This is a genomic window from Pseudomonas sp. P20, from assembly GCF_016463925.1.
GTDB classification, from domain to species: domain Bacteria; phylum Pseudomonadota; class Gammaproteobacteria; order Pseudomonadales; family Pseudomonadaceae; genus Pseudomonas; species Pseudomonas aeruginosa.
Genome location: NZ_JAEMVM010000009.1, coordinates 184616 through 205893, shown reverse-complemented (window position 1 = coordinate 205893; position 21278 = coordinate 184616). Strand labels below are relative to the sequence as shown.

Sequence of the window (21278 nt, the reverse complement as noted above, 5' to 3'; positions counted from 1 at the left end):
GTGGGTTTCCTCGAAACGGAGTGGAACGGTCAGGCCGGACGGCGGCTGAGCAGCAGGCCCAGTCCCGCGCTGCCGAGCAGCGCGGCGCAACCGCGGTTGAACAGACGCCGGGCCCGCTGGCCGGCGAGCAGCCGGCCGAGGTGGAGCCCGGCATAGGAATAAAGAGCGATGGCCAGCCATTCGAGCAGCAGGAATGCCGCTCCGAGCTGGGCGAACTGGGCGCCCAGCGGTTGGCCGGGATCGACGAACTGCGGCAGGAAGGCGGTGAAGATCAGGATCGCCTTCGGGTTGCCCGCCGCCACCAGGAACTCCTGGCGCCCCAGGCGCCAGAGGCTGGGACGCGCCGGGCTGGCTTCGTTCGCCAGTGGCTGCGCATCGGTCCGCCACAATTGCACCGCAAGCCACAACAGGTAGGCAGCGCCGAGCAGCTTGATCGCCAGGAACAGCCAGGCCGAGGTGTGCAGCACCAGCGCCAGCCCGGAGGCGGCCAGGGCGAGCATGCCGGCGAATGCCAGCAGGCGCCCGCCGCCGGCCAGCGAGGCGGTGGCGAAACCGTGCCGGGCGGCGTTGTTCAGCGACAGCAGGTTGTTCGGCCCCGGCGCCAGGTTGAGGGCGAAGCAGGCGGGTACGAACAGGGCCCAGGCGACACTCATGCGGCCTCCCGCTCAGGCCAGGGCGGCGGCGTAGGCGTCGGGCTTGAAGCCGACCAGCGTCCTGCCGCCCAGTTCCAGCACCGGGCGCTTGATCATCGACGGCTGGGCCAGCATCAGCTCGATCGCCTTGGCTTCGTCGAGATCGGCCTTCTGCGCTTCGTCGAGCTTGCGGAAGGTGGTGCCGGCGCGGTTGAGGACGGTTTGCCAGCCGTGCTCCGCGCACCAGCGCCGCAGGTGTTCGCGGTCGATGCCGACGGCCTTGTAGTCGTGGAAGTCGTAGGCGACCTTGTGCTCGTCGAGCCAGGTCCGAGCCTTCTTCATGGTGTCGCAGGCTTTGATGCCGTAGAGAACGTAGGTCATTGCTTCTCCCGAGGCCCGGGTCTTCCCGGGCCCTGCCGATAGGTCGCCGAAAGGTGATCGCTGGATTATGCCACGTCGTTCCGCCCCTGTGCGGTCTCGGGGCTACCGCGCTCGGGAGCGGCGTGACGGCAGATAGCCGTGGACGGGCGGGCGGACAGGGAGCCGGGCTGTTTCCCTGGCCGGGAACGGAGAGAGCGCAGGTTGAACAGGTCGATTCGGCTCGCTGGAGAGCATCCTTACCGGTACTTTCGGAATGCTCCGGTCCGCGCTGTACAATCCTTCCCCCGCCGAGGAGATTTCCCATGAGTTGCATCGGTCGCCAGATAGACCAATTACGCCTGCAGATACCGGGCTTCGCCTGCAAGCCCGGCTGCCACGATTGCTGCGGGCCGGTTACCGCCTCGTCGGAAGAGATGGCCCGCCTGCCGGTGAAGAGCGAGGCCGAACACGACGCCGCCCTGGCCGAGTGGAACTGCGTCCATCTCGGACCGAACGGCTGCGAGGCCTATGAGGAACGTCCGCTGATCTGCCGGCTGTTCGGCACCACGCCGAACCTGCCCTGCCCGGAGGGGCGGGGGCCCGAAGTGCCGGTGGCGGAGCAGGTGGAGCGACAGGTGCATGCGCTGATCGCCAGCACTCGCCAGGTGCTGGTGTAGCGGCCTGCCCGCCGCTAGGTTTCCGCGGTCTCGGTGGCGCGGGACTGCAGGGCCGGTTCGAAGGCTGGTTCGGGCGGCGTTTCCTCTAGGGGCATCGGCTCGTCCGCAGAGAGTTTCTGGAGAACCGCGGCGATCCGCTCGATGCTCTCTTCGAGCTCGAGCACCCGGTTGACCATGTACAGGATCATCTCCGGCGAACTCAGGTGCGCCAGCCGCATGGTCGCCTGCAAGTCGTCGTGGCGGTTGTCCCGGTCGGCCATCAGTGTCTCAGCCAGGCTCTTCAGCAACAGCATCTCGGCGCGCCTCATGGGCCGCTGCTCCGCGATTCCGCGGTAGGGGAAAAAGCTCGTTCCATCTCGCGACCTACCCGAAACGACTACATCCAAAGGTGTAATTCTACATTGCCATCACTTCGATCGTCGGACAATAGTCGCGTTCCAGACGCCTTGCACAGGTGACGAACGGGACTCGAAGCGGCCTGGTCTGCATGGCCGGGTGATGGGCGAGTTCCTTGATGCGGGGCGGCGGCTGTTTGGCGCAGGACAAAAAAAGCCCCGCCGGGTAGGCGAGGCTCAGGGGGAGAACAGCGTGCGGGGGCTCGCTGTCCGGGATGAATCGTCGTGGTGCGCTTAGCCGCAGGGCTGCTGCGGACCGCCGGTCATGCTCTCGACGCTGTCCAGTACGGCATGGCCCTTGCCGACCTTCTGCACGTCGTCGACGTCGCGCATGATGCTGCCGCCGTCGCTCATCTGGTTGCGGGTCTTGATCAGGTTGGTGGTGATGTCCAGCAGGCTGCGACCGGTAGCGATCAGGTCATTGGTGGCGCTGGGGGTGCAAGGGGTGTTGGCGGAGGCGACCTGGGCCTGGCCGGGTTGCCCGGGCTGGGTGGTGCGGTAGCCCTGGGTCAGTGCGTTCTGCTGGAGGCAGCCGGAGGTGGCGGCGAACATCGAGGCGAGCAGCAGTGCGGAAGTAAGTCCCTTGCTTGTCATGGCGGCATTCCTTTGTCTGAGTGGGCGCTGCACCCCGTACTCCTTCGGGGCGTCGTCCTGGCCGACGCTACGGCGGGCCTGGACTGAAGGGGAGTGTAGGAGCGTCTCGCACCGCTATGAAATAGCTCGGATGTACTAGTGCGGGAACCTTGGCCGGGCGCCCCGGTCGTCGCCGCGGAGGGGGCGGACGCGCGGGGTAGAGCGGCGGGGCTAGGAAAGACCGTACGGATTGTGCGAATGTCGGATAGCTGCCTACCGATCGCGATGGTGCAATCGACGCAGTCGCATCGTCCAGGGACGAAGCCGGAGATCCCCGCCCTCATGCAAACCGTGTACACCGTTCTGACCCTGCTGCTGGTCGTCGGCGCCACCCGCCTGGCTGCCCAGTTGCTGCCCTTGCCGCTACCACTGATCCAGATCGCCGCCGGGGCCCTGCTGGCCTTGCCGTCCCTCGGACTGCACATTGCCCTCGACCCGGAGCTGTTCCTCTTCCTGTTCATTCCGCCGCTGCTGTTCGTCGACGGCTGGCGTATTCCCAAGCGGGAAGTCTGGCGGATGCGCTGGCCGATCCTGATGATGGCGTTCGGCCTGGTGTTCTTCACCGTGGTCGGCGCCGGCTATTTCATCCACCTGCTGATCCCGGAAATTCCCCTGGCGGCTTCCTTCGCCCTCGCCGCCGTGCTGTCGCCCACGGACGCCCTGGCGGTCTCGGCGATCACCCAGGGGCGGCTGCCCAAGCGCCTGATGCACCTGCTGGAGGGCGAGGCGCTGATGAACGATGCCTCTGGCCTGGTGGCATTCAAGTTCGCCATCGCCGCGGCGATGACCGGCGTGTTCTCGCTGGTGGACGCCAGCCTCAACTTCCTCCTGGTCGCGGTCGGCGGCCTGGCCATCGGGGTGTTCCTCAGCTGGTCGCTGGGCCGCATCCGCGCCTGGATGATCTCCCGTGGCTGGGACGACCCGGCGACCCACGTGGTACTGATGCTGTTGCTGCCGTTCGCCTCCTACATGGTGGCGGAACACCTGGGCGTCTCCGGGATTCTCTCGGCGGTGGCGGCCGGCATGATGCAGAGCTGGGTCGACCTGCTGCCGCGGCAGACTTCCACGCGCCTGCTCAACCGCAGCGTCTGGTCGATGCTGGAGTTCGCCTTCAACGGCGTGGTGTTCCTGCTGCTCGGCCTGCAGTTGCCGGACATCATGAAGTCGGTGGCCAACCACCACGGCGACCTGCTCTGGCGTTCCTCGCTGCTGCTGGCCTACGTGGCGGCGATCACCGCCGTGCTGATGCTGATCCGCTACGGCTGGGTCTATGGCTACTGGAAGCTGTCGCTGCGCATCGATCGCTGGCGCGGCAAAAGCCCGCCCGGGCTGAGCGGCATCTCCCTGCGCCGTCTCTCCGCCCTCAGTGCATTGAGCGGCGTGCGTGGTGCGGTGACCCTGGCGGCGGTGCTGTCGGTACCGATGAGCCTGATGGATGGCAGCGCCTTCCCGCAGCGCGACCTGATCATCTTCATCGCCACCAGCGTGATCCTGATTTCCCTGATCGGCGCGACCATCGGCCTGCCGCTGCTGCTGCGCGGGCTGCCGGCGAGCAACAATGGCGCCCACGAGCGCGAGCGGCGTGAGGCCTGGCGCAAGACCGCGGAGGCGGCGATCCGGGCCCTGGAGAGCGAGGAACTGCCGCAGGTGGAAGGCAACGATGCGGCGAATACTTCGCGGGTCGCCGAGGCGCGTGCGCAGATCATGGCCGAATACCGCCAGTCGCTGGATACCGCACCGACCACCGATGAGGCCCGCGACCAGGCCCAGGCCCTGGAGATCGCCGACAAGGCCTTGCGCCTGAAGGCGTTGCGCGCGCAGCGCCTGGAACTGTACCGGCAGCGGCGTAACAACGAGATCGACGACGAGACACTGGGCGATATCCTGCGCGAGCTGGACCAGCAGGAAAGCTGGCTGACCAATCGCTTCGCCCGCTGGGTGTGAACGAAAAGGGATCGCCGCGGCGATCCCTTTTCGTTTCTCCGCGCAGGCTTCAGCGCGCCCGCAGGTAGTCGCGGATGCGCTCGGCGGCTTCGACGCACTCGGCCAGTGGTGCCACCAGGGCCATGCGCACGCGGTTGGCGCCGGGGTTCTCGCCGTCCACCTCGCGCGACAGGTAGGAACCCGGCACCACCGTCACGTGCTGCTGCTCGAACAGTTCGCGGGTGAATACGGTGTCGTCCACCGGGGTACGTGCCCACAGGTAGAAACTGCCGTCCGGGCGCTGTACGTCGAGCACGCCGTCGAGGATCGCCAGCACGGCGTCGAATTTCTCGCGGTAGAGGCTGCGGTTGGCGCGCACATGGACCTCGTCGTTCCAGGCGGCGATGCTCGCCAACTGGGTCTGCACCGGCATGGCGCAGCCGTGGTAGGTGCGGTAGAGGAGGAATTTCTTCAGGATCTCCGCGTCGCCGGCGACGAAGCCCGAGCGCAGGCCGGGCAGGTTGGAGCGCTTGGACAGGCTGTGGAACACCACGCAGCGGCTGAAGTCCGTGCGGCCCAGCTCGGCGCAAGCGTTGAGCAGGCCGGGCGGCGGGGCGTTTTCGTCGAAGTAGAGTTCGCTGTAGCACTCATCGGCGGCGATCACGAAGTCGTAGCGGTCGGCCAGGGCGATCAGCTTCTTCAGGGTCTCCAGCGGTACCAGGGCCCCGGTGGGGTTGCCCGGCGAGCAGAGGAAGAGAATCTGGCAGCGCTGCCAGGTCGCCTCGTCGACCGCGTCGAAATCGGGGTTGAAGCCGTTTTCCTCGCGGCAGGGCAGGTAGTGCGGCACGGCTCCGGCGAGCAGCGCCGCGCCTTCGTAGATCTGGTAGAACGGGTTCGGGCTGACCACCAGGCCAGGCGCCTCGCCGGGCTCGCTGCGGCGGACCACGGTCTGGGTGAAGGCGAACAGCGCCTCGCGGGTACCGTTCACCGGCAGTACGTGGCGCGCCGCATCCAGCCAGCCGGCCGGTACCGAGAAGCGCCGCTCGCACCAGCGCGCGATGGCTTCGCGCAGGGCCGGCAGGCCGAGGGTGGTCGGGTAGACCGCGAGCTGGTCCAGGTTCTCCGCCAGGGTTTCGGCGACGAAGCTCGGCGAGCGGTGCTTGGGCTCGCCGATGGACAGTGCGATCGGCTTCAGCGTCGCGGGCGGCCGGGCGCCGCCGAGCAGGGCGCGGAGCTTCTCGAAGGGGTAGGGCTGGAGGTTGTCGAGTGCGGTATTCATGGCGTTGGCAAGGCTTCTCAGAAGTTTATCCGGGTAGGCAGGGTGTCCCGTCCGTTGTCTTGTGACAGCTGCTCGACCAGGGCGGCCTGCAGGCGTTTGCACAGGTCGGGGTCGGCGAGCGGCTGGTTGCGCGCATCGGTGATGTAGAAGACGTCCTCCACGCGCTCGCCGAGGGTGGCGATCTTGGCGTTCTGCACCGACAGGTCGAAATCCAGGAAGATGCCGCCGATCCGCGCCAGCAGGCCGGGGCGGTCGGGGGCGATGACTTCGAGCACCGAGACCTGGCGCAGCGCGTCGGTGGAGATGGTCACCTGCGGGGCGAAGGCGAAGTGCTTGAGCTGGCGCGGCACCCGGCGCTGGATGATGGTCGGGTAGTCGTCGGGGTTCTTCAATGCGTCGATAAGCCCCTCGCGGATCTCGGCGATGCGCTCCGGGTTGTTGCCGATGGAGTCGCCGTCGGCGTCGAGCACGATATAGGTATCGAGGGTGAACTGGCTGGTGGAGGTGATGATCCGCGCGTCCTGGATGCTCAGGTTGAGCTGGTCCATGGCGGCCACGGTGACCGCGAAGAAATCGTGCTGGTCGGCGGCGTAGATGAAGATCTGCGAACCGCTCTCGAACTCGCGCTGGGTGGTTTCCTTGATCAGCACCAGCGGCGTGCCGTCGTCCGGGTGCTGGAGGATCGCCTCGGTGTGCCAGGCCACGTCGCCGGCGGTGTGGCGCAGGAAGTAGTCGTCGCCGAGCTGGCTCCATAACTGCTCGGCATCGTCCTGGTCGATGCCGTTGCGTACCAGTTGGTCGAGGGCCGCGGTCTGCGTCTGGCGGATCTGCTCCTCGCGGTCCACCGGGTTCTCCAGGCCGCGGCGCAGGGCGCGCTTGGTCTCGGTGTAGAGCTGCCGGAGCAGGCTGGCGCGCCAGGAGTTCCAGAGCGTCGGGTTGGTGGCGTTGATGTCGGCCACGGTGAGCACGTACAGGTAGTCGAGGTGGGTCTGGTCGCCGACCAGTTGGGCGAAATCGAAGATCACCTGCGGGTCGGAGAGGTCCTTGCGTTGCGCGGTGGTCGACATCACCAGGTGGTTCTGCACCAGCCAGGACACCAGTTGGGTGTCCCAGAGCGGCAACTGGTGGCTCTGGCAGAAGGCCTCGGCGTCCACCGCGCCGAGTTCCGAGTGGTCGCCGCCACGGCCCTTGGCGATGTCATGGTAGAGACCGGCGATGTAGATCAGTTCCGGCTTGGGCAGACGATCGATGATCTTGCTCGCCAGCGGATATTTCTCGGCCATCTCCGGCCGATTCAGCTTGCGCAGGTGCTTGATCAGGTTGAGGGTGTGGGCGTCCACCGTATAGATATGGAACAGGTCGTGCTGCATCTGCCCGATGATATGGCCGAACTCCGGCAGGTAGCGGCCGAGGATGCCGTAGCGGTTCATCCGCCGCAGGTTGCGGTGGATACCCTGGCTGCTCTTGAACAGCTCGATGAACAGGCTGGTGTTGCGGATGTCGTGGCGGAACTCGTCGTCGATCAGGTGTCGGCTGTCGCGCAGCAGGCGAATGGTGTCGGCGCGCACGCCCTTGATTTCCGGGTGCTGGGCCATCAGCACGAAGATTTCCAGGAGGGCGAACGGGGTGCGCTTGAAGACGTTCGGGTGCGTCACCTCGATGTAGCCGTCGCGCAACTGGAAGCGACTGTTCAGCGGTTGGATCTGCACCGGCTGCTCGCAGGGCAGGATGACTTCCTCGAAGTGCTGGATGATCAGGTCGTTCAGCTCGGAGATCGCCATCACCACCCGGTAGTACTTCTGCATGAAGCGTTCGACCGCCAGCTTGACGTCGTTGTCTTCGTAGCCGAACAGACGGGCGATGCTGCGCTGGTGATCGAACAGCAGGCGATCCTCGGCGCGCCCGGCGAGCATGTGCAGGGCATAGCGGACCCGCCAGAGGAACTCCTGGCTGGAAGCCAGCATGCTGCACTCGCTTTCCACCAGGAAGCCTTCGCGCACCAGGGCGTGCAGGTTGAGGCTGCCGAACTGGCGGCGGGCCATCCAGAGGATGGTCTGGATGTCGCGCAGGCCGCCGGGGGAGCCCTTGACGTTGGGCTCGAGGTTGTACTCGGTGTCGTTGTACTTGGCGTGGCGGCGCTGCTGTTCGTGGCGTTTGGCCAGGAAGAACTCCTTGCTCGGCCACATGTGCGCGCTGCCGGTAACCCGCAGCATGCGCTGGCGCAGGCTGTCAGGGCCGCAGATGGTGCGGCATTCCATGAGGGTGGTGATCACCGTCAGGTCGGCGCGTGCTTCCTCCGCGCACTGCTGCACCGAGCGCACGCTCTGGCCGACTTCCAGGCCGATGTCCCAGAGCAGGGTGAGGAAGCCTTCGATCGGCTCGCGGAAGCTCTCCTGGTCCTCGCTGTCGAGGAGGATCAGCAGGTCGACGTCGGAGTAGGGGTGGAGTTCGCCGCGGCCGTAGCCGCCCACGGCGACCAGGGCGATGTCGGCGTCGTCTCCCCAGTCGAAGCGCTGCCAGGCCTGTTGCAGGATCTGGTCGACGCACCAGGCGCGATCTTCGATCAGGCGGCGGATGTCGCGGCCGCTGTTGAAGCGGTTGTCGAGCACTTCGCGGAATTGCCGGATGGCCTTCTTGAAGGCGGCGATCGGGCTGGACTTCAAGGCCAGTTCCGCCTGGAACTGCCCGCGATCGAACAATTCGGGATCCACCTGCGGCATGCGGCCTTCCTTTATCTGCTAGCGGTTGGGTTCGATACGCGAGCGCCCCGTCTTGGTGCGTTTTTGCGCTGTATTGGTGCGCGCGCTGCGCCGAATCGGGGCGTCGGCCCCGCCGGAATGGGGCGGGGCGTCGAGGCGCACGGCTGGCAGCAAAAGCCGGGCCGGATCAGGCTGCCGAGGTGCGCGGGAAGGTTTCGTCGTTGCGCAGGGTGAGGATCTCGTAGCCATCGGCGGTGACCAGCACGGTGTGCTCCCATTGCGCGGACAGCTTGCGGTCCTTGGTGATCGCGGTCCAGCCGTCGCCGAGCAGGCGGGTCTCCGGGCGGCCCTGGTTGATCATCGGCTCGATGGTGAAGATCATGCCTTCCTTCAGCTCGATGCCGGTACCCGCACGACCGTAGTGGAGGACCTGCGGCTCCTCGTGGAACACCTTGCCGATGCCATGGCCGCAGTATTCGCGGACCACCGAGAAGCCGTTCTTTTCCGCGTGCTTCTGGATGATTTCGCCGATATCGCCCAGGTGCGCGCCCGGACGCACCACGGAAATGCCCTTGTACATGCATTCCTGGGTGATCTGGCAGAGGCGGTCGGCCCATTCCGGGGTCTTGCCGACCAGGAACATCTTGCTGGTGTCGCCGTGGTAGCCGTCCTTGATGACGGTGATGTCGACGTTGAGGATGTCGCCTTCCTTCAGCGGCTTCTCGTTGGGGATGCCATGGCAGACCACATGGTTGATCGAGGTGCAGATCGACTTGGGAAAGCCCTTGTAGTTCAGCGGGGCGGGAATCGCCTTCTGCTCGTTGACGATATAGTCGTGGCAGATGCGATCCAGCTCCTCGGTGGTCACGCCGGGCTTGATGTGTTCGCCGATCATTTCCAGCACTTCGGCGGCCAGGCGGCCGGCGATGCGCATCTTCTCGATATCGTCGGGCGTCTTGATGGTGACGGTCATGCGAATTCTCTTCGGGCGTGCAAGCACGCATGAATAATAAGGAATACGCGATTCTAGCAGACCTGACCGACCGATCTACTCCCGCCCGGCCATCCGCGGCGGGTTTCACTGCGTCCACGGTTATGGTATAAAGCGCCCCGCTCCGAGGCTGCGGCCTTTTTCGGAGCACAAACCCACACATGCATCGACACGATGGCCTGGGTGCCCGCAAGGGTTGGTCATTGGGATGCGTGGAGGCCTAACCCGACTTATCGAGGAACTATCATGTCCCAAGTCAACATGCGCGATATGCTGAAGGCCGGTGTGCACTTCGGCCACCAGACCCGTTACTGGAACCCGAAAATGGGCAAGTTCATTTTCGGCGCGCGCAACAAGATCCATATCATCAACCTCGAAAAGACCCTGCCGATGTTCAACGAGGCCCTGACCTTCGTTGAGCGCCTGGCCGCTGGCAAGAACAAGATCCTGTTCGTCGGCACCAAGCGTTCCGCCGGCAAGATCGTTCGCGAGGAAGCCGCTCGTTGCGGTATGCCGTACGTCGACCATCGCTGGCTGGGCGGCATGCTCACCAACTACAAGACCATCCGTCAGTCGATCAAGCGCCTGCGCGACCTGGAAACCCAATCCCAGGACGGCACCTTCGACAAGCTGACCAAGAAAGAAGCCCTGATGCGCAGCCGTGACCTCGAGAAGCTCGAGCGCAGCCTGGGCGGCATCAAGGACATGGGCGGCCTGCCGGACGCTCTGTTCGTGATCGACGTCGACCACGAGCGCATCGCCATCACCGAAGCCAACAAGCTGGGCATCCCGGTCATCGGCGTTGTCGATACCAACAGCAGCCCGGAAGGCGTCGACTATGTAATTCCCGGTAACGATGATGCCATCCGCGCCGTGCAACTCTACCTGAACTCGATGGCCGAAGCGGTAATCCGCGGCAAGCAGGGCGCTGCCACCAGCGCCGACGAGTTCGTCGAGGAAGCGCCGGCCGAATCCGCCGAAGGCTGATTCCGGGACGTTCAGACGTCCGACGGTGCGCAGGAAGGGGGCTAGGCCCCCTTTTTGCCACCTTTGAGTTTCTGTCCGGCAGGCCGGGCACAAAGGTTTTTTGAGAGCTACCACTCAAGAGGATTTCGAAATGGCAGAAATTACTGCAGCCATGGTTAAAGAACTGCGCGAGCGTACCGGCTTGGGCATGATGGAGTGCAAGAAGGCGCTGACCGCCGCTGGCGGCGACATCGAGAAGGCCATCGACGACATGCGCGCTGCCGGTGCGATCAAGGCTGCCAAGAAGGCCGGCAATATTGCCGCCGAAGGCTCGATCGCCGTCAAGATCGCTGCCGACAACAAGGCCGCCGTGATCATCGAAGTCAACTCCCAGACCGACTTCCTGGCCCTCCAGGACGACTTCAAGGGCTTCGTCGCCGAGAGCCTGGAAAAGGCCTTCAACGAGAAGCTGACCGACGCCGCTCCGCTGGTCGAAGCACGTGAGGAAGCTCGTCTGGCCCTGGTCGCCAAGACCGGCGAGAACGTCAACATCCGCCGCCTGACCCGCGTCGAGGGCGACGTGGTCGGCGCCTACCTGCACGGCCACCGCATCGGTGTCGTGGTCAACCTGAAAGGCGGCAACCCGGAACTGGCCAAGGACATCGCCATGCATGTCGCCGCCAGCAACCCGCAGTTCCTGAGCGCTTCGGAAGTTTCCGAAGAAGCGATCGCGAAAGAGAAGGAAATCTTCCTGGCGCTGAACGCCGACAAGATCGCCGGCAAGCCGGAGAACATCGTCGAGAACATGGTCAAGGGCCGCATCAGCAAGTTCCTCGCCGAAGCGAGCCTGGTCGAGCAGCCTTTCGTGAAGAACCCGGAAGTGAAGGTCGGCGACCTGGCCAAGCAGGCCGGCGCCGAAATCGTTTCCTTCGTTCGTTACGAAGTGGGCGAAGGCATCGAGAAGGCCGAAGTGGACTTCGCTGCCGAAGTTGCCGCTCAAGTAGCCGCCACCAAGCAGTAACAAAGACGGTTTCGACTGTCGCCCCGGAAGAGGCTGCCCGCTGATGCGTGCGGCCTCTTCGTCAAATGGGGAAGCGTTCGGGGCAGCTTCCGCGTTGCCGGCCCGCTCGGCGGGCTCGCACGCAACGCAGGCGCAAAGTCGTCTCCGCCCACGACGGCCCGGCCGTCACGTATTTTTATCGCCGCAGGAGAAAAGGTCATGGCTCAGCAACTGAGCGCTCGTCAACCTCGCTATAAACGCATTCTTCTAAAGTTGAGCGGCGAAGCCCTGATGGGCTCGGAGGAGTTCGGCATCGATCCCAAGGTGCTGGACCGCATGGCGCTGGAAATCGGCCAGTTGGTCGGGATCGGCGTGCAGGTCGGCCTGGTCATCGGCGGCGGCAACCTGTTCCGCGGCGCGGCCCTGTCCGCGGCCGGCATGGACCGGGTGACCGGCGACCACATGGGGATGCTGGCCACCGTGATGAACGGCCTGGCGATGCGCGATGCGCTGGAGCGCTCGAACATCCCCGCGCTGGTGATGTCGGCGATCTCCATGGTCGGTGTGACCGACCACTACGACCGCCGCAAGGCCATGCGCCACCTCGGCGGTGGCGAGGTGGTGATCTTCTCCGCCGGTACCGGCAACCCGTTCTTCACCACCGACTCGGCGGCTTGCCTGCGCGCCATCGAGATCGACGCCGACGTGGTCCTTAAGGCTACCAAGGTCGATGGCGTGTACACTGCCGACCCGTTCAAGGACCCGAATGCCGAGAAGTTCGAGCGCCTGACCTATGATGAAGTGCTCGACCGCAAGCTCGGCGTGATGGACCTGACCGCCATCTGCCTGTGCCGTGACCAGAACATGCCGCTGCGGGTGTTCAACATGAACAAGCCGGGCGCATTGCTGAATATTGTTGTTGGTGGTGCCGAAGGCACCCTGATCGAGGAGGGTTGAGAATGATCAACGAGATCAAGAAGGAAGCGCAGGAGCGCATGGGCAAGACCCTGGAAGCGCTGGGCCATGCCTTCGCGAAGATTCGTACCGGTCGCGCGCATCCGAGCATCCTGGATAGCGTGATGGTTTCCTATTACGGGGCCGATACGCCGCTGCGCCAGGTCGCCAACGTCACCGTGGAAGACTCCCGTACCCTGGCTCTGGCCGTGTTCGACAAGAGCATGATCCAGGCGGTCGAGAAGGCCATCATGACCTCCGACCTGGGGCTCAACCCGGCCACCGCCGGCACCACCATCCGCGTACCGATGCCGGCCCTGACCGAGGAGACCCGCAAGGGCTACACCAAGCAGGCGCGTGCCGAGGCCGAGCAGGCGCGGGTTTCCGTGCGCAACATCCGTCGCGATGCGCTGGCCCAGTTGAAGGACCTGCAGAAGGAAAAGGAAATCAGCGAGGACGAAGAGCGCCGCGCCGGCGACGACGTGCAGAAGCTGACCGACAAGTTCATCGGTGAGATCGAGAAGGCACTGGAAGCCAAAGAAGCGGACCTCATGGCTGTCTGAGGCCGGGCTGACGTCATGGAAAAGACCCGGAAGGATGTGTGCGTGCCACGCCACGTGGCCATTATCATGGACGGTAACAATCGCTGGGCGAAGAAGCGTCTTCTGCCCGGCGTCGCCGGCCACAAGGCCGGTGTCGATGCCGTCAGGGCGGTGATCGAGGTCTGCGCCGAGGCAGGGGTCGAGGTCCTCACCCTGTTCGCGTTCTCCAGCGAGAACTGGCAGCGTCCGGCGGACGAAGTCAGCGCGCTGATGGAGCTGTTTCTCGTGGCCCTGCGCCGCGAGGTGCGCAAGCTCGACGAGAACGGCATCCGCCTGCGCATCATCGGCGATCGCACGCGTTTCCATCCGGAGTTGCAGGCGGCCATGCGCGAAGCGGAAGCCGCCACTGCCAGCAATACCCGTTTCCTCCTCCAGGTCGCCGCCAACTACGGCGGCCAGTGGGACATCGTCCAGGCCGCACAGCGCCTGGCGCGCGAGGTCCAGGGCGGGCACCTGGCGGCGGACGATATCTCCGCCGAGCTGCTCCAGGGTTGCCTGGTGACCGGCGACCAGCCGCTGCCCGACCTGTGCATCCGCACCGGCGGCGAGCATCGCATCAGCAATTTCCTCCTCTGGCAGCTGGCCTATGCCGAGCTGTATTTCTCCGACCTGTTCTGGCCCGACTTCAAGCACGCGGCGATGCGGGCTGCCCTGGCGGATTTCTCCAAGCGCCAGCGCCGCTTCGGCAAGACCAGCGAGCAAGTCGAGGCCGAGGCCCGTCCGTCATGCTGAAACAACGGATCATCACGGCGCTGGTGCTCCTGCCCATCGCGCTGGGTGGTTTTTTCCTTCTCGAAGGGGCGTTCTTCGCCCTGTTCATCGGCGCGGTGGTGAGCCTGGGGGCCTGGGAATGGGCACGCCTGGCCGGCTATGAACAGCAGTTCGGCCGCGTTGCCTACGCGGCGACGGTCGCCGTACTGATGGTCGCTCTCTACCATCTGCCGCAGCTTGCCGGAGCCGTGCTGCTGCTGGCGTTGGTCTGGTGGACGCTGGCCACTGTGCTGGTGCTCACCTACCCGGAAAGCGTCGGCTACTGGGGCGGACGCTGGCGCCGCCTGGGCATGGGCCTGCTGATCCTGTTGCCGGCCTGGCAGGGGCTGGTCCTGCTCAAGCAGTGGCCGCTGGCCAATGGCCTGATCATCGCCGTGATGGTGCTGGTCTGGGGCGCGGATATCGGCGCCTACTTCTCCGGCAAGGCCTTCGGCAAGCGCAAGCTGGCGCCGCGGGTCAGCCCCGGCAAGAGCTGGGAAGGCGTTTACGGCGGCCTGGCGGCCAGCCTGGCGATCACCCTGGCGGTCGGCCTCTACCGCGGCTGGTCCCTCGGCGCGCTGCTCCTGGCCCTGCTCGGCGCGGCGCTGGTGGTGTTCGTCTCGATCGTCGGCGACCTCACCGAAAGCATGTTCAAGCGCCAGTCCGGAATTAAGGACAGCAGCAACCTGCTGCCCGGCCACGGTGGCGTGCTGGATCGCATCGACAGCCTGACGGCCGCCATCCCGGTATTCGCGGCCCTGCTCTGGGCCGCCGGTTGGGGTGCGCCATGAGTCGACCGCAGCGGATCAGCGTGCTCGGCGCGACCGGCTCGATCGGCCTGAGCACCCTGGACGTCGTCCAGCGTCATCCCGATCGTTACGAAGCCTTCGCCCTGACTGGCTTCAGCCGCCTGGCTGAACTCGAGGCGCTGTGCCTCAGGCACCGCCCCGTCTATGCGGTGGTGCCGGAGCAGGCCGCGGCGATCGCCTTGCAGGGCTCGCTCGCCGCGGCGGGTATCCGCACCCGGGTGCTGTTCGGCGAGCAGGCGTTGTGCGAAGTGGCCAGCGCGCCCGAAGTGGACATGGTAATGGCGGCCATCGTCGGCGCCGCCGGGCTGCCGTCGACCCTGGCGGCCGTCGAGGCCGGCAAGCGCGTACTGCTGGCCAACAAGGAAGCGCTGGTGATGTCCGGCGCGCTGTTCATGCAGGCGGTCAAGCGCAGCGGCGCGGTGCTCCTGCCGATCGACAGCGAGCACAACGCGATCTTCCAGTCGCTGCCGCGCAATTATGCCGATGGCCTGGAGCGGGTCGGCGTGCGCCGGATCCTCTTGACCGCCTCCGGCGGCCCGTTCCGCGAGACGCCGCTGGAGCAACTCGCTTCGGTGACGCCGGAGCAGGCTTGTGCGCACCCGAACTGGTCGATGGGGCGGAAGATTTCCGTCGATTCCGCCAGCATGATGAACAAGGGGCTCGAACTGATCGAGGCGTGCTGGCTGTTCGACGCCCAGCCGAGCCAGGTCGAGGTGGTGATCCACCCGCAGAGCGTGATCCACTCGATGGTGGACTACGTCGACGGCTCGGTGATCGCCCAGCTCGGCAATCCGGACATGCGCACGCCGATTTCCTATGCCATGGCCTGGCCGGAGCGAATCGATTCCGGCGTTTCGCCGCTGGACATGTTCGCCGTCGGTCGCCTGGATTTCCAGCGCCCCGACGAGCAGCGCTTCCCCTGCCTGCGCCTGGCGAGCCAGGCCGCGGAAACCGGCGGCAGCGCCCCGGCCATGCTGAATGCCGCGAACGAGGTGGCCGTGGCCGCATTTCTCGAGCGGCACATCCGCTTCAGCGACATCGCGGTTATCATCGAGGACGTGCTGAACCGCGAGGCGGTGACCGCAGTCGAATCGCTCGATCAGGTCCTGGCCGCCGATCGCCGCGCCCGTTCGGTCGCCGGGCAATGGTTGACCCGACACGCCGGCTAGTCTTCGGACGGCCTGGAGGTAGGAGATGAGTGCGCTTTACATGATCGTCGGTACCCTGGTGGCCCTGGGCGTGCTGGTGACGTTCCACGAATTCGGCCACTTCTGGGTCGCGCGACGCTGCGGGGTGAAGGTCCTGCGCTTCTCCGTCGGCTTCGGCACGCCGCTGGTGCGCTGGCACGACCGGCACGGCACCGAGTTCGTGGTGGCGGCCATTCCGCTGGGCGGCTACGTCAAGATGCTCGACGAGCGCGAGGCGGAAGTACCGGCCCATCTGCTCGAACAGTCCTTCAATCGCAAGACGGTCCGTCAGCGGATCGCCATCGTCGCGGCTGGTCCCATCGCCAATTTCCTACTGGCGATTCTGTTCTTCTGGGGCGTCGCCCTGCTCGGTAGCCAGCAGGTGCGCCCGGTCATCGGTTCCGTGGCGCCGGAGAGCCTGGCCGCCCAGGCCGGCCTGGAGGCCGGGCAGGAACTGCTGGCGGTGGACGGCGAGCCCGTCACCGGCTGGAGCGGGGTCAACCTGCAGCTGGTTCGCCGTCTCGGCGAGAGCGGTACGCTGGAAGTGCGGGTGCAGGAAAAGGGCTCGAATGTCGATTCCACCCACCAGGTGCGTCTGGATGGCTGGCTGAAGGGCGAGGACAATCCCGATCCCATCGCCTCGCTGGGCATCCGGCCCTGGCGGCCGGCCTTGCCGCCGGTGCTGGCCGAACTCGACCCCAAGGGGCCGGCGCAGGCCGCCGGACTGAAGCTCGGCGACCGCTTGCAGAGCATCGATGGCATCGCCGTCGACGACTGGCAGCAGGTGGTGGACAGCGTCCGTGCCCGTCCCGGGCAGCGCGTCCAGCTCAAGGTGCTGCGCGACGGCGAAGTGCTGGATGTTGCCCTGGAACTGGCGGTGCGCGGCGAGGGCAAGGCCCGGAGCGGCTATATGGGGGCGGGGGTCGCCGGTACCGAATGGCCGGCGGAAATGCTCCGCGAAGTGAGCTACGGACCGCTGGAGGCGGTGGGTCAGGCGCTTTCCCGAACCTGGACCATGAGCCTGCTAACGCTCGACTCCATAAAGAAAATGTTGCTCGGCGAGCTCTCGGTAAAAAACTTGAGCGGGCCGATAACCATTGCTAAAGTGGCGGGCGCTTCAGCCCAGTCTGGCGTGGGGGATTTTCTCAATTTCCTGGCCTATCTGAGCATTAGCTTGGGGGTTCTCAACCTGCTGCCGATCCCTGTCCTCGATGGCGGGCATCTGCTGTTCTATCTGGTTGAGTGGGTGCGCGGGCGCCCATTATCCGAACGGGTACAGGCTTGGGGGATGCAGATCGGCATCAGTCTGGTCGTTGGCGTGATGTTGCTCGCTCTGGTCAACGATCTGAGTCGTCTGTAGTCATGTTGAATTCGAATCTGCCGCCCTTTGCGGCAGATTCTCTATTTGTCAGTTGGAAAAAAAGGACTCCATGAAACGCTTTCTGCTACCCGCGCTGCTGTCAGCGCTGATGATCGCCGAGGTTCACGCCGAGTCCTTCACTGTTTCCGATATCCGGGTCAATGGCCTGCAGCGCGTGTCCGCCGGTAGCGTGTTCGCCGCCCTGCCGCTGAACGTCGGCGAGACCATCGACGACCAGGCCCTGGTCCAGGCCACCCGCTCCCTGTTCAAGACCGGTTTCTTCCAGGACATCCAGCTCGGCCGCGATGGCAACGTGCTGGTAGTCACTGTAGTCGAGCGCCCGTCGATCTCCAGTATCGAGATCGAGGGCAACAAGGCGATTTCCAAGGAAGACCTGCTCAAGGGCCTGAAACAGTCCGGCCTGGCCGAGGGCGAGATCTTCCAGCGCGCCACCCTCGAAGGCGTGCGCAACGAGCTGCAACGCCAGTACGTGGCCCAGGGCCGCTACTCGGCCGAGATCAACGCGGAAGTGATCCCGCAGCCGCGCAACCGCGTCGCGCTGAAGATCAACATCAACGAAGGCACGGTCGCCGCGATTTCCCACATCAACGTGGTGGGCAACACCGTCTTCTCCGAAGAAGACCTGACCGACCTGTTCGAACTGAAGACCACCAACTGGCTGTCGTTCTTCAAGAACGACGACAAGTACGCCCGCGAAAAGCTCTCCGGCGACCTCGAGCGCCTGCGCTCCTATTACCTGGACCGCGGCTACATCAACATGGATATCGCCTCCACCCAGGTATCCATCACCCCGGACAAGAAGCACGTCTACATCACCGTCAACATCAACGAGGGTGAGAAGTACACCATCCGCGACGTGAAGCTGACCGGCGACCTGAAGGTGCCGGAAGAGGAAGTGAAGCGCCTGCTGCTGGTACAGAAGGGCCAGGTGTTCTCGCGCAAGGTGATGACCACCACCTCCGACCTAATCACCCGTCGCCTGGGCAACGAGGGCTACACCTTCGCCAACGTCAACGGCGTGCCGGAAGCCCATGACGACGACAAGACCGTCTCGGTGACCTTCGTCGTCGACCCGGGCAAGCGCGCCTACGTCAACCGCATCAACTTCCGCGGCAACACCAAGACCGAAGACGAAGTGCTGCGCCGCGAAATGCGCCAGATGGAAGGCGGTTGGGCCTCCACCTACCTGATCGACCAGTCCAAGGCCCGTCTGGAGCGCCTCGGCTACTTCAAGGAAGTCAACGTCGAGACCCCGGCGGTTCCCGGCACCGACGACCAGGTCGACGTCAACTACAGCGTCGAAGAGCAACCGTCCGGCTCGATCACCGCCAGCGTCGGCTTCGCCCAGAGCGCCGGCCTGATCCTCGGTGGCTCGATCAGCCAGAACAACTTCCTGGGTACCGGCAACAAGGTCAGCATCGGCCTGACCCGCAGCGAATACCAAACCCGCTACAACTTCGGCTTCGTCGACCCCTACTGGACCGTCGACGGCGTCAGCCTCGGCTACAATGCCTTCTACCGGAAGACCGACTACGACGAACTCGACGTCGACGTCGCCAGCTACTCGGTGAACAGCCTGGGCGCCGGCATGAGCATCGGCTACCCGATCAGCGAGACCTCGCGCTTGACCTATGGCCTGAGCGTGCAGCGCGACCAGATCGACACCGGCCGCTACACCGTGGACGAGATCTACGACTTCCTCGACAAGGAAGGCGACAACTTCACCAACTTCAAGGCTTCCATCGGCTGGTCCGAATCGACCCTGAACAAGGGCGTACTGGCCACCCGTGGTCACTCGCAGAGCCTGACCCTGGAAACCACCCTGCCGGGCAGCGACCTGTCGTTCTACAAGATCGACTACCGTGGCCAGGTCTTCGCCCCGCTGACCGACAACTACACCATGCGCTTCCACACCGAGCTGGGCTATGGCGACGGCTACGGATCCACCGAGCGCCTGCCGTTCTACGAGAACTACTACGCCGGCGGCTTCAACTCGGTGCGGGGCTTCAAGGACAGCACGCTGGGGCCTCGTAGTACTCCGAGCCGTGGAGAGGCGGAAGGTGGTCGACCTGGAACCGTCAGGGATCCAGACCAGGATCCCGAAGCCTTCGGTGGTAACATCCTGATCACCGGCGGCGCCGAGCTGCTGTTCCCGCTGCCGTTCGTCAAGGACCAGCGCCAGTTGCGTACCGTGCTGTTCTGGGACGTGGGTAGCACCTTCGATACCGACTGCCCGACCAAGACCACCACCAACTGCGACGGCATCAAGACCGACAACCTCGCCAGTTCCGTGGGCGTCGGCCTGACCTGGATCACCGCGCTGGGCCCGCTGAGCTTCAGCCTGGCGACGCCGATCAAGAAGCCGGACAACGCGGAAACCCAGGTCTTCCAGTTCTCCCTGGGCCAGACCTTCTGATTTGTACGTAGTACCGAGTAACGAAACCATGCTTTGTGCAGGAGTGCATCGTGCGTAAGTTCACCCAGTTCGTCCTGATCACCGCAGCCATCATGGCGGCTCCTTCGGCGTTCGCTGAAATGAAGATCGCGGTGCTCAACTACCAGATGGCGCTGCTCGAGTCCGATGCCGCCAAGCAATACGCCGTGGATGCCGAGAAGAAGTTCGGCCCCCAGCTGAACAAGCTGAAGAACCTCGAGCGCGACGCCAAGGCTCTGCAGGACAAGCTGGTTTCCAACGGCAGCAAGATGTCCCAGGGCGACCGCGAGAAGGCCGAGCTGGACTTCAAGCAGAAGGCCCGTGACTTCCAGTTCCAGTCCAAGGAATTGAACGAGTCGAAGGCCGCCGCCGACCGCGACATGCTGAAGAAACTCAAGCCGAAGCTGGACCAGGCCGTCGAGGAGACCATCAAGAAAGGTGGTTACGACATGGTCATCGAACGTGGCGCCGTGGTCGACGTCAAGCCGCAATACGACATCACCCGCCAGGTGATCGAGCGGATGAACCAGCTGCGTTGATGATGAGTACCTTGTCCTACACCCTGGGCCAGCTGGCCGCGCATGTCGGCGCGGAAGTCCGTGGCGACGCGGACCTGCCGATCCAGGGCCTGGCGACCTTGCAGGAGGCCGGACCGGCTCAGCTGAGCTTCCTGGCCAACCCGCAGTATCGCAAGTACCTGCCCGAAAGCCGTGCCGGCGCCGTCCTGCTGACGGCTGCCGACGCCGACGGGTTCGCCGGTACCGCGCTGGTGGTGGCCAACCCCTACCTGGCCTATGCCAGCCTGTCGCACCTGTTCGATCGCAAACCGAAGGCGGCCGCCGGTATCCATCCTACCGCCATCGTCGCGGCGGACGCCGAGGTCGATCCGAGCGCCAGCGTCGGCGCCTATGCGGTGATCGAGAGTGGCGCCCGCATCGGCGCTGGCGTCAGCATCGGCGCGCACTGCGTGATCGGAGCCCGTAGCGTGATCGGCGAAGGCGGCTGGCTGGCGCCGCGGGTCACGCTCTACCACGACGTCACCATCGGCGCGCGGGTGAGTATCCAGTCGGGCGCGGTGATCGGCGGCGAAGGTTTCGGTTTCGCCAACGAGAAGGGCGTCTGGCAGAAGATCGCCCAGATCGGCGGGGTGACCATCGGTGACGACGTCGAGATCGGCGCGAACACCACCATCGACCGTGGAGCACTGTCCGATACGCTGATCGGCAACGGTGTGAAGCTGGACAACCAGATCATGATCGCGCACAACGTGCAGATCGGCGATCATACCGCCATGGCCGCTTGCGTCGGCATTTCCGGCAGCGCCAAGATCGGCAGGCATTGCATGCTCGCCGGCGGCGTTGGCCTGGTCGGCCATATCGAGATCTGCGACAACGTTTTCGTGACCGGCATGACCATGGTGACCCGCTCGATCACCGAGCCGGGATCGTATTCCTCCGGTACCGCCATGCAACCGGCGGCCGAATGGAAAAAAAGCGCCGCGCGCATTCGTCAACTGGACGACATGGCGCGTCGACTTCAGCAGCTGGAAAAACGCCTGGCTGCCGTGACCTCAAGCGGTGACGCTTCATCTGATGCGTAATTGACG

General features: G+C 65.0%; 20 protein-coding genes. 13 read left to right on the top strand and 7 right to left on the bottom strand.

Going from position 1 to position 21278, the window contains the following annotated elements:
- Positions 1-29: 29 nt before the first annotated feature.
- Positions 30-653, bottom strand: coding sequence for a LysE family translocator (locus JHD77_RS13535; protein ID WP_003098622.1), 624 nt, complete (start codon positions 651-653; stop codon positions 30-32).
- A 12-nt stretch (positions 654-665) separates the two neighbouring features.
- Positions 666-1013, bottom strand: a complete 348-nt coding sequence (locus JHD77_RS13530; RefSeq protein ID WP_003098619.1) for an ArsC family reductase — start codon at positions 1011-1013, stop codon at positions 666-668.
- Between the two features lie 302 nt (positions 1014-1315).
- Between JHD77_RS13530 and JHD77_RS13525 the strand changes: the two genes are divergently transcribed.
- Entirely contained in the window at positions 1316-1669 is a 354-nt protein-coding gene (locus JHD77_RS13525) for a YkgJ family cysteine cluster protein (protein ID WP_003098616.1), read from the top strand.
- Positions 1670-1683: 14 nt separating this feature from the next.
- On the opposite strand, the gene JHD77_RS13520 is transcribed toward JHD77_RS13525, so the two are convergent.
- Complete coding sequence (locus JHD77_RS13520) at positions 1684-1977, bottom strand: hypothetical protein (protein ID WP_003098613.1); 294 nt, start codon at positions 1975-1977, stop codon at positions 1684-1686.
- Between the two features lie 321 nt (positions 1978-2298).
- Entirely contained in the window at positions 2299-2658 is a 360-nt protein-coding gene (locus JHD77_RS13515; RefSeq protein WP_003092416.1) for a hypothetical protein, read from the bottom strand.
- A 237-nt stretch (positions 2659-2895) separates the two neighbouring features.
- Between JHD77_RS13515 and JHD77_RS13510 the strand changes: the two genes are divergently transcribed.
- Positions 2896-4641, top strand: a complete 1746-nt coding sequence (locus JHD77_RS13510; protein ID WP_003119343.1) for a Na+/H+ antiporter — start codon at positions 2896-2898, stop codon at positions 4639-4641.
- A gap of 49 nt (positions 4642-4690) precedes the next feature.
- On the opposite strand, the gene dapC is transcribed toward JHD77_RS13510, so the two are convergent.
- From dapC to map, 3 genes are all read right to left on the bottom strand, one after another.
- Positions 4691-5899, bottom strand: a complete 1209-nt coding sequence (gene dapC, locus JHD77_RS13505; protein WP_003092403.1) for a succinyldiaminopimelate transaminase — start codon at positions 5897-5899, stop codon at positions 4691-4693.
- A 17-nt stretch (positions 5900-5916) separates the two neighbouring features.
- Positions 5917-8619: a [protein-PII] uridylyltransferase gene (locus JHD77_RS13500; protein ID WP_003098610.1), complete on the bottom strand. Its 2703-nt coding sequence runs from the start codon at positions 8617-8619 to the stop codon at positions 5917-5919.
- Positions 8620-8785: 166 nt separating this feature from the next.
- Positions 8786-9571, bottom strand: a complete 786-nt coding sequence (map, locus tag JHD77_RS13495; RefSeq protein ID WP_003092395.1) for a type I methionyl aminopeptidase — start codon at positions 9569-9571, stop codon at positions 8786-8788.
- 264 nt (positions 9572-9835) lie between these two features.
- Here map and rpsB point away from each other — a divergent pair, with 264 nt between their 5' ends.
- The 11 genes from rpsB to lpxD all read left to right on the top strand — a co-directional run bounded on the left by rpsB (position 9836) and on the right by lpxD (position 21272).
- Complete coding sequence (rpsB, locus tag JHD77_RS13490) at positions 9836-10576, top strand: 30S ribosomal protein S2 (protein WP_003092394.1); 741 nt, start codon at positions 9836-9838, stop codon at positions 10574-10576.
- Between the two features lie 130 nt (positions 10577-10706).
- Positions 10707-11576: a translation elongation factor Ts gene (gene tsf / locus JHD77_RS13485; RefSeq protein ID WP_003092393.1), complete on the top strand. Its 870-nt coding sequence runs from the start codon at positions 10707-10709 to the stop codon at positions 11574-11576.
- 198 nt (positions 11577-11774) lie between these two features.
- Positions 11775-12512 carry a UMP kinase gene (pyrH, locus tag JHD77_RS13480; RefSeq protein ID WP_003092391.1) on the top strand — a complete coding sequence of 246 codons (738 nt, stop codon included), beginning with the start codon at positions 11775-11777 and terminating at the stop codon, positions 12510-12512.
- 2 nt (positions 12513-12514) lie between these two features.
- Positions 12515-13072: a ribosome recycling factor gene (gene frr / locus JHD77_RS13475; protein WP_003092390.1), complete on the top strand. Its 558-nt coding sequence runs from the start codon at positions 12515-12517 to the stop codon at positions 13070-13072.
- 15 nt (positions 13073-13087) lie between these two features.
- Positions 13088-13843, top strand: coding sequence for a polyprenyl diphosphate synthase (uppS, locus tag JHD77_RS13470; RefSeq protein ID WP_003129937.1), 756 nt, complete (start codon positions 13088-13090; stop codon positions 13841-13843).
- A complete protein-coding gene (gene cdsA, locus JHD77_RS13465) occupies positions 13837-14652 on the top strand; it encodes a phosphatidate cytidylyltransferase (RefSeq protein WP_003092388.1) in 816 nt (271 codons plus the stop codon). The genes uppS and cdsA overlap by 7 nt, the downstream gene beginning before the upstream one ends.
- The gene (gene ispC, locus JHD77_RS13460) at positions 14649-15839 is read left to right on the top strand and encodes a 1-deoxy-D-xylulose-5-phosphate reductoisomerase (protein ID WP_003113864.1); all 1191 of its coding nucleotides are present in this window, start codon (positions 14649-14651) and stop codon (positions 15837-15839) included. The genes cdsA and ispC overlap by 4 nt, the downstream gene beginning before the upstream one ends.
- 25 nt (positions 15840-15864) lie before the next feature.
- Positions 15865-17217 (top strand): sigma E protease regulator RseP, encoded by a 1353-nt coding sequence (rseP, locus tag JHD77_RS13455; protein ID WP_031755775.1) that lies wholly within the window; start codon positions 15865-15867, stop codon positions 17215-17217.
- Positions 17218-17287: 70 nt separating this feature from the next.
- A complete protein-coding gene (gene bamA, locus JHD77_RS13450) occupies positions 17288-19654 on the top strand; it encodes an outer membrane protein assembly factor BamA (protein WP_031684375.1) in 2367 nt (788 codons plus the stop codon).
- 50 nt (positions 19655-19704) lie between these two features.
- On the top strand, positions 19705-20211 hold the full coding sequence (locus JHD77_RS13445; RefSeq protein WP_003098586.1) for an OmpH family outer membrane protein: 507 nt from the start codon (positions 19705-19707) through the stop codon (positions 20209-20211).
- Positions 20211-21272, top strand: a complete 1062-nt coding sequence (gene lpxD / locus JHD77_RS13440) for a UDP-3-O-(3-hydroxymyristoyl)glucosamine N-acyltransferase (RefSeq protein ID WP_003098585.1) — start codon at positions 20211-20213, stop codon at positions 21270-21272. Before JHD77_RS13445 ends, lpxD begins: the two co-directional genes overlap by 1 nt.
- Positions 21273-21278: the final 6 nt, after the last annotated feature.